Source organism: Serratia sp. 121840015-1 (genome assembly GCF_053627655.1).
Map to the genome: position 1 here is coordinate 119,833 of NZ_JBSEYF010000004.1, position 14,261 is coordinate 134,093.

Below are 14,261 nucleotides of genomic sequence, written 5' to 3' on the forward strand. Positions count from 1 at the left end.
TGCGACAACGACGCCTATTTGAGATAGGCTCTTGTCAGCTTTTATCTGGTTGACGTTGGTAGGTGCTTACCATCGGCGGCAATCAGGGAATATGTTAGATTTTATGAGCTGTGTTACGCCGTTTCGTGCGTTGACAGGGTGGTAAACTGAGCCTTTGTTCAGGGAATTCAGGCCTCATCCAATTTCCGTGCATTCGAGCAGAAACAATACAGACTATTTTTCACCGAAGTAGAACGTTTTTGCGCCTTGTCGCTGCTTCGTGTGGTTGGTAAAGTAGGCGGATTTTATTTTCCGCCCCCAGCTTGCAGGATTATCCTTTCGTTATGTTTAAGAAATTTCGTGGCATGTTTTCCAACGACTTGTCCATCGACTTGGGTACCGCCAATACCCTGATTTATGTTAAAGGGCAAGGCATCGTACTGAATGAACCTTCGGTGGTTGCCATTCGCCAGGATCGTGCCGGCTCCCCAAAGAGCGTAGCGGCCGTCGGTCATGACGCCAAACAGATGCTGGGCCGCACCCCCGGCAACATCGCGGCTATTCGCCCGATGAAAGACGGCGTAATCGCCGACTTCTTCGTGACCGAAAAAATGCTGCAGCACTTTATCAAACAGGTTCACAGCAACAGCTTCATGCGCCCAAGCCCGCGCGTGCTGGTCTGTGTGCCGGTCGGCGCAACCCAGGTTGAACGCCGCGCTATCCGCGAGTCCGCCCAAGGGGCCGGCGCGCGTGAAGTGTTCCTGATTGAAGAGCCGATGGCGGCGGCGATCGGCGCAGGCCTGCCGGTTTCCGAAGCGACCGGTTCCATGGTGGTGGATATCGGTGGCGGTACCACGGAAGTGGCGGTGATCTCGCTGAACGGCGTGGTGTACTCCTCTTCCGTGCGCATCGGCGGCGACCGCTTCGATGAAGCCATCATCAATTATGTGCGCCGTAACTACGGCTCGCTGATCGGCGAAGCGACCGCCGAGCGCATCAAGCACGAAATCGGTTCTGCCTATCCGGGCGATGAAGTGCGCGAAATCGAAGTCCGCGGCCGTAACCTGGCCGAAGGCGTACCGCGCGGCTTTACCCTGAACTCCAATGAAATCCTAGAAGCCCTGCAAGAGCCGCTGACCGGCATCGTCAGCGCGGTGATGGTTGCGCTGGAGCAGTGCCCGCCAGAATTGGCCTCCGACATTTCCGAACGTGGTATGGTCTTGACCGGCGGCGGCGCGCTGCTGCGCAACCTCGATCGCCTGCTGATGGAAGAAACCGGCATTCCGGTCGTGGTGGCGGAAGATCCGTTGACCTGCGTAGCGCGCGGCGGCGGCAAGGCGTTGGAAATGATCGACATGCACGGCGGCGATTTGTTCAGCGAAGAATAGTCAGCCCCTGGAAGGAGGAATCGTATCGGATGAATGCGCACAGCGAAAATCGGGTACGGTTCCTCTTTCTGTTGTCGAGGAACTCGCATAATTTATGAAGCCGATTTTTAGCAGGGGGCCTTCCCTGCAACTGCGACTTTTTTTGGCGGTGATCGCGGCCATTGGCCTGATCGTTGCCGACAGCCGGCTCGGCACGTTCGTGAAGATACGCAACTACATGGACACCGCAGTCAGCCCTTTCTATTTTCTGGCCAACGGGCCGCGTAAAGTTTTGGACAGCGTGTCAGAAACGCTGGCCACCCGCCAACAGCTGGAGCTGGAAAACCGAGCTCTGCGGCAGGAACTGCTGCTGAAAAACAGCGATATTCTTCTTCTTGGCCAATTCAAGCAGGAAAACGCCCGCTTGCGCGAGCTGCTGGGTTCCCCGCTGCGCCAGGACGAACACAAGATGGTGACCCAGGTCATCTCCACCGGTTCCGATCCGTACAGCGATCAGGTGGTGATCGACAAAGGGTCGGACAACGGCGTCTATGAAGGCCAGCCGGTGATCAGCGACAAGGGCGTGGTCGGTCAGGTGGTGGCGGTGGCGAAAGTCACCAGCCGCGTGCTGCTGATCTGCGATGCCTCGCACGCGCTGCCGATCCAGGTGCTGCGCAACGATATTCGGGTGATTGCCGCAGGCAGCGGCTGCGCCGACGATCTGCAGCTGGAGCATCTGCCGAACAACACCGATATCCGCGTTGGCGACGTGCTGGTGACCTCCGGCCTCGGCGGCCGCTTCCCGGAAGGCTATCCGGTGGCGGTGGTCTCCTCGGTCAAGGTCGACAACCAGCGCGCTTACACCGTGATTCAGGCGCGGCCGACCGCCGGTCTGCAGCGCTTGCGCTACCTGCTGCTGCTGTGGGGCGCCGATCGCAACGGCGACATGCCGCTGCCGCCGGACGAAGTGCACCGCGTGGCCAATGAACGCCTGATGCAGATGATGCCGCAGGTGCTGCCGCCTGCCGGTTCGGTCGGGCCTCAGCTGCCGGCTCCGGCCACCGGCGTGGCGCCGCAAACCGCCGCTCCGGCGTCTGCCCAGCCTCAAGCTCAGCCTGCCGCGGCGGGAGTGGTGCAATGAACAGCTACCGCAGCCACGGGCGCTGGATAATCTGGCTGTCGTTCCTGGTGGCGTTGGTGCTGCAAATCATGCCGTGGCCGGAGCAAATCTACATGTTCCGGCCTTCCTGGCTGGTGTTGATCCTGATCTACTGGGTAATGGCCTTGCCGCACCGGGTCAACGTCGGCACCGGCTTCGTGCTGGGGCTGATCATGGATCTGATCCTCGGCTCCACGCTGGGCGTGCGCGCGCTGGCGCTGGGTATCATCGCCTACCTGGTGGCGTTCAAATTCCAACTGTTCCGCAATATGGCGCTGTGGCAACAGGCGCTGATCGTCGTGCTGCTGTCGCTGTCGATGGACGTGGTGGTGTTCTGGGCTGAGTTTTTAGTGATCAACGTCTCTTTCCGCCCAGAGGTGTTCTGGAGTAGTGTGGTAAACGGCATTTTGTGGCCGTGGTTGTTCCTGTTGATGCGCAAAATCCGCCGTCAGTTCGCCGTACAGTAAGGGTATCTCAATGACTTCGCTTTATCTGGCCTCCGGCTCCCCACGTCGACGTGAACTGTTGACCCTGCTGGGCGTATCGTTCGACATTCTGCTGACGCATACCGAAGAGCAGCGCCGGGAAGGCGAAGCCGCCGAAGCCTATGTGCGCCGCCTGGCGCAGGACAAGGCCAAAGCGGGTGTAGCATTGGCGCAGGAAGATCGGCCGGTGCTGGGCGCCGACACCATCGTGGTGCTCAACGGCCGGGTGCTGGAGAAGCCGCGCGACGAAGCCCATGCGGCGGACATGCTGGCGGCTTTGTCGGGCAAACAGCATCAGGTGATGACGGCGGTGGCGATCGCCGATCGCCACGACGTGCGCTGCCAGCTGGTGGTGACCGACGTGACGTTCCGCAGCCTGTCACAACAGGATATCCGCGACTATATTGCTACGGGCGAACCGATGGATAAGGCGGGCGCCTATGGAATTCAAGGAAAGGGTGGTTGTTTCGTCAGAACGATAACCGGGAGTTATCACGCGGTGGTCGGTCTGCCGCTGGTCGAAACACATGAGCTGCTCAGTAATTTTGTCGCATTACGTGATGTAAGAACCGGTTGATGGGCGCTGCCATTATCGACCGGCTCTGAGGAGAAGGCATGACAGCTGAGCTACTGGTTAATATCACACCGTCTGAAACGCGGGTCGCCTATATCGATGGCGGCATTCTGCAAGAGATCCATATCGAACGCGAATCCAAACGCGGCATCGTCGGCAATATCTATAAAGGGCGCGTCAGCCGCGTCTTGCCGGGGATGCAGGCGGCGTTCGTCGACATCGGCCTGGACAAGGCCGCCTTCCTGCACGCCTCCGACATCATGCCGCATACCGAATGCGTCGCCGGCGACGAGCGGAAAAACTTCCACGTGCGCGACATCGCCGAGCTGGTGCGCCAGGGGCAAGACCTGATGGTGCAGGTGGTGAAAGATCCGCTCGGCACCAAGGGCGCGCGCCTGACCACCGACATCACGCTGCCATCGCGCTATCTGGTCTTCATGCCGGGCGCGGCGCACGTCGGCGTTTCACAGCGTATCGACAGCGAAGCCGAGCGTGAGCGCCTGAAATCCATCGTTGCGCCGCACTGCGACGAACTGGGCGGTTTTATCATCCGCACCGCAGCGGAAGGCATCGGCGAGGAAGAGCTGGCGCAGGATGCCGCGTTCCTTAAACGCCTGTGGACCAAGGTAATGGAGCGCAAGAAGCGCAACCAGACCAAATACAAGCTGTACGGCGAGCTGGCGTTGGCGCAACGCATCTTGCGCGATTTCGCCGGCGCGGCGCTGGATCGCATCCGCGTCGATTCGCGGCTAACGCACGATCTGCTGGTGGAGTTTACCGGCGAGTACATCCCGGACATTACCAACAAGCTCGAACTCTATACCGGCAGCCAGCCGATTTTCGATCTGTACGATGTGGAAAACGAGATCCAGCGTGCGCTGGAACGCAAGGTGGAGCTGAAGTCCGGCGGCTATCTGATCATCGATCAGACCGAGGCGATGACCACGGTCGACATCAACACCGGCGCCTTCGTCGGCCACCGCAACCTCGACGAAACCATCTTCAATACCAACATCGAGGCGACGCAGGCCATCGCGCGCCAGCTGCGGCTGCGTAACCTGGGCGGCATCATCATCATCGACTTTATCGATATGAACAACGAAGAGCATCGCCGCCGGGTGCTGCACTCGCTGGAGCAGGCGTTGAGTAAAGATCGGGTAAAAACCACGATCAACGGCTTCTCTCAGCTAGGCTTAGTTGAAATGACGCGTAAACGAACGCGTGAAAGCATTGAACATGTGCTCTGTCACGATTGTCCTACTTGCAATGGGCGCGGCACCGTGAAAACGGTGGAAACCGTGTGCTACGAGATCCTGCGCGAGATTGTGCGCGTGCACCATGCTTACGATTCCGATCGCTTCCTGGTGTACGCTTCGGCGGCGGTCGGCGAAGCGCTGAAGAGCGAAGAGTCGCATGCGCTGGCCGAAGTGGAGATCTTCGTCGGCAAACAGGTGAAGGTGCAGATCGAACCGTTGTACAGCCAGGAGCAGTTCGACGTCGTCATGATGTAGCCCGTCCGACATCGTAAGGGCCCGCATGCCGGGCCCGTCAGTGCATAGATATTCCCGTTGCCAGGCAGCGGAGCAAGGAGAACTGCGTGAGGCGACTGCCTGGGATTCTGTTAGCAACAGGCGCCACCCTAATCGTGATTGTGGCGCTGCTGATCAGCGGGCTGCGCCTGATGCTGCCGAAGCTGAACGACTACCGTCCCCAACTGCTGGCGCAGGTGGAGAAGCTGTCCGGCGTGCCCGTGCAGATGGATTTCCTGCAGGGCAGTTGGGAAACGTTCGGCCCACAGCTTGAAGTGCGTAACCTGAGCGTTACGCTGCCCAAAAGCGATGTGCATATCGAACGCGTGACGCTGGCGCTGGACGTGTGGCAATCGCTGCTGCACTGGCGCTGGCAGTTCCGCGATCTGACCTTCTATCAATTCCGGCTCGATCTGAACGCCACGCTGGGCGGCGACCGGCAGGGCGAAGGCCTTGAACCGGGTAAAATCAGCGATCTGATGCTACGCCAGCTCGATCACTTTGATTTGCGCGACAGCCGTATCTCGTTCCTGACGCCCGCCGGCGCGCGCGCCGAATTCGACATTCCTCAGCTGACCTGGCTCAACGGCCGCGATCGTCACCGCGCCGAGGGGCAGATCAGCCTGTCGACGCTGAACGGCCAACACGGCGTGGTGCAGCTGCGCATGGACCTGCGCGATAATCAGGGCCTGTTGGACACCGGCACGGTCTACCTGCAGGCCGATAACATCGACATGAAACCCTGGTTTACCCGCTGGCTGCGCGCCAACACCGGGCTGGAAAGCGCCGACTTCAGCCTGGCGGCCTGGCTGCAGGTGCAGAACGGCGAGATTGCCGGCGGCCATGCGTTGCTCAAGCAGGGGGCGGCCAACTGGGATACCGGCGCCGCGCAGCACCGGCTGGACGTGGACAATCTGGCGCTGTCGCTGCGCCGCCAGGGCACCGGTTGGCAGCTCGACGTGCCGCAGCTGCGCTTGAGCACCGACGGCCAGGCCTGGCCGCAGGGCACGCTTTCCGCCCTGTGGCTGCCGGAAAACACCGAGTTCATGGGGCCGGCGCAGAATGAAGAGCTGCGGGTGCGCGCGACCAACCTTCAGCTGGAGCGCCTGTCGGCGCTGCTGCCGACCTTCTCGTTCCTCAGCCCGGACGTGCTCGATCGCTGGAACGATCTGCAGCCGCAGGGGATGATGGAGGCCTTGGCGCTGGACATCCCGTTGAACCAGCCGGAAAAGAGCCGTTTCCAGGCGCTGTGGCGCGATGTCAGCTGGCAGCGTTGGGAACTGCTGCCGGGCGTCAACCACTTCTCCGGCGCGTTGAGCGGTGGGGTGGAGAACGGCCGCCTGACGCTGGGGCTGGCAGGCAGCACCTTGCCTTACGGCGACATGTTCCGCGCCCCGCTTGAAATCAGCAGCGCGCGTGGCGCGCTGACCTGGCGTTACAACGATCAAGGCTGGGAGCTGGCGAGCCAGGGGCTGGACGTCAAGGCGAAGTCGCTGTGGGTCAACGGCGATTTCCGCTATCAGCAGCCGGCCAAGGGCGATCCGTGGCTGAATATCCTGGCGGGCATCCGCCTGTATGACGGCGCCGACGCCTGGCGCTATTTCCCGGAACCGCTGATGGGCAAGCATTTGGTGGACTACCTGAGCGGCGCCATTCAGGGCGGCCAGGTGGATAACGCCACGCTGATTTATTCCGGCGATCCGCAGCACTTCCCGTACCGTAAAAACGAAGGGCAGTTTGAAGTCTTCGTGCCGCTGCGCCACGCCACCTTCCAGTTCCAACCGGGCTGGCCGGCGCTGACCGATTTGGCGATCGACCTCGACTTCGCCAACGAAGGACTGTGGATGCATGCGCCGCAAACCCGGTTGGGCAAGGTGGCGGGCAAAAATATCAGCGCGGTGATCCCGGATTACCTGAAAGAGCGGCTGCTGATCGACGCCGAAGTCGCAGGCGCGGGCAGCGACGTGCACGACTACTTCATGCAGACGCCGCTGCACGATTCGCTGGGGGCGGCGCTGGATCAGCTGCAGATTGGCGGTGATGTCAGTGGGCGCTTACATCTCGATATTCCCCTGGACGGCGAGCAGGTCAGAGCGACCGGTGAAGTGGCGCTGAACAACAACTCGTTGCTGATTAAGCCGCTGGACAGCGAACTGCAAAAGCTCAGCGGCAAGTTCCGCTTCGACAACGGTAACCTGCAGAGCGACCCGCTGTCGGCCACCTGGTTCGGGCAGCCGGTGGCGGTCAACTTCTCCACGCAGGAAGGCGCTCGCGACTACAAGATTGACGTCGGCCTGAAGGGGGATGGGCAGCCGGGCAAGTTCCCCGGCCTGCCGAAAGAGGTTGCCGATGCGCTCAGCGGCAGTGCGCCCTGGCAGAGCCAGGTGGCCATCACGCTCCCACATCAGGGCTCGGCCAGCTACGATATCGGCATCGACGCGGATTTGAAAAAAGTGAGCAGTCACTTACCTTCACCGCTGGACAAACCGCCGGGCGAGGCGTTGCCGGTGAACGTTAAGGTCAAAGGCGGTCTGAACGGCTTCATGTTGACCGGCAGCGCGGGCAAGCAAAACCGCTTCAACAGTGAATGGCGCTTCGACAAAAAACAGGTGAATCTGGCGCGCGCCGCCTGGCAAACCAACGGTGGCGGCACGCCGCCGCTGCCGGCCGGCAAGTCGATGACGCTGAACCTGCCGGCGCTGGATGGCGAGCAGTGGCTGGCGCTGCTGGCGCCGGCGCTGAAACAGGGGGGCGGCAGCGGTCAGGTGGGCGGCTTCAGCTTCCCCACCACCGTGGCGCTGACCACGCCGCAGCTGCTGTTGGGCGGCCAGGCCTGGCATAAGCTGACGCTGTCGGCCGAAAAACAGCTGGGTGCCACCGTGGTGAGCGCCAAGAGCGATGAAGTGGACGGCAGCCTGCGGGTGGCCGATCGCGGGCCGTGGCGCGCCGATATCAACTACCTGTATTACAACCCGCAGTTCGCCGAGACGAAAAACGCGGCGGGCACGCCGACGCCGCCGGCGGAGAAAGTTTCCTTCCGCGACTGGCCTTCGCTGATGCTGCGCTGCAAGTCGTGCTGGGTGCTGGGGCAGAACCTCGGCAGGGTCGAGGCGGATCTGAGCAATCGAGGGGATACCCTGACGCTGGATCACGGCCTGGTCGACACCGGCAAAGGGCGTATGAGCGCCACCGGCCTGTGGAAGCAAAATGCGCAGGAAGAGCGCAGCTCGCTGAAAGGCAAGCTGCTCGGCGGCAAAATCGATGAAACCGCCGCCTTCTTCGGCATCACTATCCCGCTGAAAGGCGCGCCTTACGACGTGGACTTCGATCTGTACTGGCACGGCGCGCCGTGGCAGCCGCAGGTCAATACGCTGAGCGGCGCGCTGCAGGTCAAGATGGGCAAGGGCGAGATCGACAGCATGGGCGGCGGCCGCGCCGGTCAGTTGCTGCGATTGGTCAGCTTCGACGCCTTGCTGCGCAAGCTGCAGTTCGATTTCAGCGATACCTTCGGCAAAGGCTTCTACTTTGACTCCATCCGCAGCACCGCTTGGCTGAAAGATGGCATAATGCATACTGATAATCTATTGATCGACGGCTTGGCGGCGGACATCGCCATGAGTGGCCAGATCGATCTGGCGCGCCGCCGTATTGATATGGAGGCGGTGGTGGCGCCGGCGATTTCGGCGACCGTCGGCGTGGCCACGGCGTTTGTCGTCAACCCGATCGTCGGCGCGGCGGTATTTGCCGCCTCGCAGGTGCTGGGGCCGCTGTGGAGCAAGATTTCGCTGATTCGTTACCATATCAGCGGCGATCTCGACCAGCCGAAGATCAATGAGGTACTTCGTAAGGCAAAGGAGGATAAGGCGTCATGAGGAATGCTAACGTTGCGTTGTTGCAGTTGTGCAGTGGCGATCAGGTGCGCGATAACCTGGCCCAGATTGAACAGCAGATCAAACAGCTCAATGCCGGGGTAAAACTGGTCATGACGCCGGAGAACGCGTTGCTGTTCGCCAACTCCGCGGCTTACCGCCAACAGGCGGAAAAACAGGGCGACGGTCCGCTGCAAAACGCGGTGCGCGAGCTGGCGCGCCGCTATGGCGTGTGGTTGCTGGTGGGCTCGATGCCCTTGATCAGCCGCGAAAACCCGGAGCTTATCACCACCAGCAGCCTGTTGTTCGACGAGCAGGGCGAAATCCGCGCCCGCTACGACAAGCTGCACATGTTCGATGTGGACATCAACGATGCGCACGGCCACTACCGCGAGTCGGATACCTACCAGCACGGGCAGCACCTGACGGTAGTGGATACGCCGGTCGGGCGTTTGGGTATGACCATATGCTACGATCTGCGCTTTCCCGCGCTGTTCCAGGCGCTGCGGGCACAGGGGGCCGAACTGATTTCGGTGCCGGCGGCCTTTACCCGGGTCACCGGCGAGGCGCATTGGGAAATTCTGCTGCGTGCCCGGGCGATCGAAAACCAGTGCATGATCCTGGCGCCGGCACAGGTGGGGCGCCACGGGCCGACCCGCCGCACCTGGGGCCACACGCTGGCTGTCGACGGCTGGGGCAAGGTGCTGGCCGAGAACGCGGACGCCGTGGCGGCGCTGAAGGTGCGCGTGGACACCGCAAGCCTGAAAAATATTCGTGCGCAGATGCCGGTGCTGCAGCACAACCGATTCCAGACGTCGCTGACGGCGCCGTCTGACAAGTTATCCTCCAATCAAGAGTGAAACCATTATGAGCCTGACGTTTGTCAGTGAGCAGTTACTCGCTACCAACAAGCTGAGTCATCAAGACCTGTACAAGGTACTGGGTCAACTGGCAGAACGCCGTATCGATTACGCCGATCTCTATTTCCAGTCCAGCTATCACGAAGCCTGGGTGATCGAGGACGGCATCATCAAGGATGGCTCTTACAATATCGACCAGGGCGTCGGCGTGCGCGCCGTCAGCGGCGAGAAGACCGGCTTCGCCTATGCCGATCAGATCACCCTGAATGCGCTGCAGCAGAGCGCCCAAGCGGCGCGCAGCATCGTGCGTGAGCAGGGTGACGGGCGGGCGCACACCCTGGGCGAGATCGGCTATCGGGCGCTGTACCCGCTGCTCGATCCGCTGCAAAGCCTGCCGCGCGAAGAGAAAATTGCCCTGCTGCACCGCGTCGACAAGGTGGCGCGTGCCGCCGATGCACGGGTGCAGGAAGTGAACGCCAGCATCACCGGCGTTTACGAACAGGTGTTGGTGGCTGCCACCGACGGCACGCTGGCGGCGGACGTTCGCCCGCTGGTACGCCTCTCCGTCAGCGTGCTGGTGGAGCAGGATGGCAAGCGTGAGCGCGGCGCCAGCGGCGGCGGCGGCCGTTTCGGCTATGACTACTTCCTGGAAACCGTCGACGGCGACGTGCGCGCCGATGCTTACGCCAAAGAAGCGGTGCGCATGGCGCTGGTCAACCTTGGCGCGGTGGCGGCGCCGGCCGGCAATATGCCGGTGGTGCTGGGGGCCGGCTGGCCGGGTGTCCTGCTGCACGAGGCGGTGGGCCACGGCCTGGAAGGCGACTTCAATCGGCGTGGCACCTCGGTGTTCAGCGGCCATATGGGCGAGCTGGTGGCTTCCGAGCTGTGCACCGTGGTGGATGACGGCACCCTGCAAGGGCGGCGCGGTTCGCTGGCGATCGACGACGAAGGCGTGCCGGGCCAGTACAACGTGCTGATCGAAAACGGCGTGCTGAAAGGCTACATGCAGGACAAGCTCAACGCGCGGCTGATGGGCGTCGCGCCGACCGGCAACGGCCGCCGCGAGTCCTACGCGCATCTGCCGATGCCGCGCATGACCAACACCTATATGCTGGCGGGCCAATCGACGCCGGAAGAGATCATCGCCAGTGTCGAATACGGCCTGTACGCGCCGAACTTTGGCGGCGGCCAGGTGGACATCACCTCCGGCAAGTTCGTGTTCTCCACCACCGAAGCCTACCTGATCGAGAAGGGCCGCATCACCAAACCGGTGAAAGGGGCGACGCTGATCGGCTCCGGCATCGAGGCGATGCAGCAGATCTCGATGGTCGGCAACGATCTGGCGCTCGATAAAGGCGTGGGCGTGTGTGGCAAGGAAGGCCAGAGCGTGCCGGTGGGCGTCGGCCAACCGACGCTGAAACTGGATACGCTGACCGTCGGCGGCACGGCGTAATCTTTCCTCAAGGGGCCATGCACTGGCCTCTTGTTCATTCCCCATTTTGAGTTTTTTCTCGCCCACGCAAAGAGTGCTGTGCGGCGATGATGCCGAGAAAGATGACGATGGCGTGCTTTGGTGTGTCTACCCGGCGTTGGCTGCTGTTGCTGGGCGTTCTTTCCCTGACGGGCTGCGCCCGTTCCGATGCGCTGTGGGGCGTGGTCGATAAGCTCTGCATGGCCAACTATCAGCAAAAGCGCGATCCGGCCCCGTGTGAGCAGATTTATATGCCGCAGGGGAAAGCGCAGGGTTTTAGCGTGCTGCAAAACCCGCGTTATCCCTATCACTTCATTTTGGTGCCGACGGCGCCGCTTTCCGGCATTGAAAGCCCGCAGTTGCTGGCCGGGGAGCGGACGGACTATTTTGGCTATGCATGGCTGATGCGTTACCGGCTGGCCGCCGAGTATGGCGGGCCGGTGCCGGACGACAGGCTGGGCATGGCGATCAACTCCGCTTATGGCCGCAGCCAGAACCAATTGCATATTCACCTGACCTGTCTGCGCGAAGATGTACGGCGCCAATTGCAGGCAGAACGCCCCTATATTCAGGAACAATGGCGACCTTTGCCGGATAAGCTGTTGCGCCACACCTACTATGCCCGCCGCGTGATGCAACCGACCGCGATGGGCATCTACCCGATTAAGGATCTTGCGGATTATTTTCATCTCTCGCCGCAGCAGCTGGCGGAGTATGGCGTGGCCGTCGTTCCGACCACGTTTGCCGGCCAACGGGGGTTTATCTTGCTGGCCTCGAAGCGCGGCTGGGACGTAGGCAACCGCGCCTCGGTAGAATCGCTGCTGGATAAAACGTGCGCGATTTTGCCGCGTGAATCTCAAGACGGCAGGTGAGAGCAACACGCTCTCACCTCACTTTTCCTACCTGAACCGCGCATCCCGCGCAAACAGGAAAGCGGCTTCCCGCTGGCGAGCGTCGGCTTCCGCCTGAGCGCCCTGGTAGCGCAAGATCATGATCAGCGTGGCGTAGACGTTGGCGTCGATACGGCGCTGCAGATAGGCGTTGGCCCACTGCCGATAGCCGGTCAACAGGGCATCATCACGCGTTTGGTTATAGACCAGCAGCGCGTGAGATTGTTCGTCGAAGGTTTTACGCTCCCGGTAGATCCAGGCGGCGGCCGGCGGCATCTGCTCGATGCTGTCGATGGTGGCCAGCATGGTGCGCTCCGATTGGGTGAGCGCCATGCGCCCTTGCCAGGCGAAGACCGCCATCACCAGTACGCCGATGGCCGCCATCGCCACCGGTAGGCTCAGGGCTTTGGCGAACGGCAGCGGGCGCGGCTCGCCGGTTTGGCCGTCCAGCAGCGCCAGCAGCAGCAGAAACGCCAGCCAATGCGGCGCAGACAGATAGAAAGGGTATTCCAGCTGGGTGTGTACCAGCATTGGCAGCAGCACCAGAAACAGCCCGACGCGCGCACCGGCCGGCTGCTCGCGATCCCGTTGCCAGGCGCGTTTCAACAGCAGCGCGCCGGCGACGAGGACGATAACGATACCCGCCAGCGCCGGCAGGCCGCCCTCAACCCACCACAGCAGGATTTCATTGTGCGGGTGCCCGGCGACTTCCAGCACTTCTCGCCAGGGCATGGTCTGCAGACGGAAGTGCGCGAAGCTGTATTCAAAGCCGCCGTAGCCCCAGCCCAGCAGCGGTTTGGCCAGGATCATGGCGCCGACGTCATGGAGCATGGTCAGGCGAGCGCTATTGGAAAGCTCACGACCGATCAGACCCGCGCGGCCATCCATACCGAAACCGGTGAGCAACACCGTGGTACCGAGCGCCACGCCCAACAGCAGCGCACCGCCGGCCCAGCGGCTCACGGCCGGGTGCTGGCGGGCAAAACGCCACAGCAGCAACGCCGCTGCCAGGGCACTGCCCAGCCAGGCGGCGCGCGACTGGATCAGCACCAGCAGGGCGGAGAAAGCGGCCAGCAGCGCGAGCAGCGGGAGTTGCCGCCGCGTCGGCGCAGAGAGAGGGGCAAGCAGTAGCCAGAGCGCCAAAGCCAGCCCGGTGGCGATGAAGCTGCCCAGCACGTTCGGTTGCTGAAAGACGCCGTAGACCCGGCTGCCGTTAGGAGATACCCAGGCCAGAGCAGGGGCGAACAGCTGTAGCGCCGCTAGCAACGCCTGAACGCCGACGGCGAACAGCAGGCCGTACAGCAACAGGTTGCGCTGCCGGGCTGTCAGGCGCAGCTGCAGACAGGCGACATAGAACAGCCAACTGCCGAGCAAACCGGCGCAGCGCCACAGGGCATCTTCGCGCCACTCGGGGCGGGTATACAGCAGCGGCAGCGCCAGCACGGCGATGCCGAGCAGCAACAGGCGTGCCGTGGGGGTAAGCGAAAGACGGGTACGGCCAAGGCAAACGGTGAAGGTCACGATCAGCGTGGTCAGTGCCATGACGCTCCAGGCCAGAATATTTTGCGGCAGCGCCAGGCCGCCGCCGCCCATGTTGGGGTGATAGACCGGCAGGAGCACCGCCATCCAGATCAGCAGCAGGGGCAACACGGCGATAGCCGGTGCGTTAACGGGGGCTTTATCGGTCATGGTTAACCCGCCATGTCTCGATATCGTTCATTGAATGCATTTTTTGAGGATTCCCTATCCTTATCCTGGGGTTTAAATTCGCTGAAGCGTCAATGCCTGAAATGCTTTATAGGAATTGAAAAGACTTCATATCGAAGTGATAAATAATTCCCCCCCCTGTGAGCGCGGGGACGGCTTATATAAAAAGGGGGAAGCCGTATTCAGTTGCCTGCAAAAAGGTTTTTTATTTTTTTTTAAACAGGGTTGTCATTTTCTCAAATTTATCTCGCTCCAGTCAATTTTTAATCTATTGTTTTATTTTTGTGTTTAAATCAATTGGTTGTGATTGTCTTGTGCGTAATGAAACGCCGTGTGAGCGGCAACGAGCGTCTGGGCAAACAGCTGACGGA

General features: G+C 61.5%; 10 protein-coding genes. 9 read left to right on the forward strand and 1 reads right to left on the reverse strand.

Annotated elements, in window-relative coordinates; all coding sequences use genetic code 11:
• Positions 1-323 precede the first annotated feature (323 nt).
• From mreB to ACUXAC_RS18760, 9 genes are all read left to right on the forward strand, one after another.
• The gene (gene mreB / locus ACUXAC_RS18720) at positions 324-1,367 is read left to right on the forward strand and encodes a rod shape-determining protein MreB (RefSeq protein WP_003855260.1); all 1,044 of its coding nucleotides are present in this window, start codon (positions 324-326) and stop codon (positions 1,365-1,367) included.
• Positions 1,368-1,461: 94 nt separating this feature from the next.
• The gene (mreC, locus tag ACUXAC_RS18725) at positions 1,462-2,487 is read left to right on the forward strand and encodes a rod shape-determining protein MreC (RefSeq protein WP_060440962.1); all 1,026 of its coding nucleotides are present in this window, start codon (positions 1,462-1,464) and stop codon (positions 2,485-2,487) included.
• Positions 2,484-2,972, forward strand: a complete 489-nt coding sequence (gene mreD / locus ACUXAC_RS18730; protein ID WP_004936918.1) for a rod shape-determining protein MreD — start codon at positions 2,484-2,486, stop codon at positions 2,970-2,972. Before mreC ends, mreD begins: the two co-directional genes overlap by 4 nt.
• A 10-nt stretch (positions 2,973-2,982) precedes the next feature.
• The gene (locus ACUXAC_RS18735) at positions 2,983-3,567 is read left to right on the forward strand and encodes a Maf family protein (protein WP_004936921.1); all 585 of its coding nucleotides are present in this window, start codon (positions 2,983-2,985) and stop codon (positions 3,565-3,567) included.
• Between the two features lie 38 nt (positions 3,568-3,605).
• Positions 3,606-5,075, forward strand: a complete 1,470-nt coding sequence (rng, locus tag ACUXAC_RS18740; protein ID WP_025304418.1) for a ribonuclease G — start codon at positions 3,606-3,608, stop codon at positions 5,073-5,075.
• Positions 5,076-5,161: 86 nt separating this feature from the next.
• Positions 5,162-8,965, forward strand: coding sequence for an AsmA2 domain-containing protein YhdP (gene yhdP / locus ACUXAC_RS18745; protein WP_454266820.1), 3,804 nt, complete (start codon positions 5,162-5,164; stop codon positions 8,963-8,965).
• On the forward strand, positions 8,962-9,822 hold the full coding sequence (gene nit1, locus ACUXAC_RS18750; protein WP_004936930.1) for a deaminated glutathione amidase: 861 nt from the start codon (positions 8,962-8,964) through the stop codon (positions 9,820-9,822). The genes yhdP and nit1 overlap by 4 nt, the downstream gene beginning before the upstream one ends.
• Before the next feature lie 7 nt (positions 9,823-9,829).
• The gene (gene tldD, locus ACUXAC_RS18755) at positions 9,830-11,275 is read left to right on the forward strand and encodes a metalloprotease TldD (RefSeq protein WP_387445036.1); all 1,446 of its coding nucleotides are present in this window, start codon (positions 9,830-9,832) and stop codon (positions 11,273-11,275) included.
• Positions 11,276-11,382: 107 nt separating this feature from the next.
• Complete coding sequence (locus tag ACUXAC_RS18760) at positions 11,383-12,165, forward strand: CDP-diacylglycerol diphosphatase (protein ID WP_387445058.1); 783 nt, start codon at positions 11,383-11,385, stop codon at positions 12,163-12,165.
• Positions 12,166-12,192: 27 nt separating this feature from the next.
• On the opposite strand, the gene ACUXAC_RS18765 is transcribed toward ACUXAC_RS18760, so the two are convergent.
• Positions 12,193-13,872: a PglL family O-oligosaccharyltransferase gene (locus tag ACUXAC_RS18765; protein WP_159318676.1), complete on the reverse strand. Its 1,680-nt coding sequence runs from the start codon at positions 13,870-13,872 to the stop codon at positions 12,193-12,195.
• Positions 13,873-14,261 lie beyond the last annotated feature (389 nt).

Excerpts from the sequence above, each read along its gene's own strand:
- mreB (WP_003855260.1), top strand. The coding sequence starts at position 324 with ATGTTTAAGAAATTTCGTGGCATGTTTTCCAACGACTTGTCCATCGAC.
- nit1 (WP_004936930.1), top strand. The coding sequence starts at position 8,962 with ATGAGGAATGCTAACGTTGCGTTGTTGCAGTTGTGCAGTGGCGATCAG.
- mreD (WP_004936918.1), top strand. The coding sequence starts at position 2,484 with ATGAACAGCTACCGCAGCCACGGGCGCTGGATAATCTGGCTGTCGTTC.
- rng (WP_025304418.1), top strand. The coding sequence starts at position 3,606 with ATGACAGCTGAGCTACTGGTTAATATCACACCGTCTGAAACGCGGGTC.
- tldD (WP_387445036.1), top strand. The coding sequence starts at position 9,830 with ATGAGCCTGACGTTTGTCAGTGAGCAGTTACTCGCTACCAACAAGCTG.
- ACUXAC_RS18735 (WP_004936921.1), top strand. The coding sequence starts at position 2,983 with ATGACTTCGCTTTATCTGGCCTCCGGCTCCCCACGTCGACGTGAACTG.
- ACUXAC_RS18765 (WP_159318676.1), bottom strand. The coding sequence starts at position 13,872 with ATGACCGATAAAGCCCCCGTTAACGCACCGGCTATCGCCGTGTTGCCC.
- mreC (WP_060440962.1), top strand. The coding sequence starts at position 1,462 with ATGAAGCCGATTTTTAGCAGGGGGCCTTCCCTGCAACTGCGACTTTTT.
- ACUXAC_RS18760 (WP_387445058.1), top strand. The coding sequence starts at position 11,383 with ATGGCGTGCTTTGGTGTGTCTACCCGGCGTTGGCTGCTGTTGCTGGGC.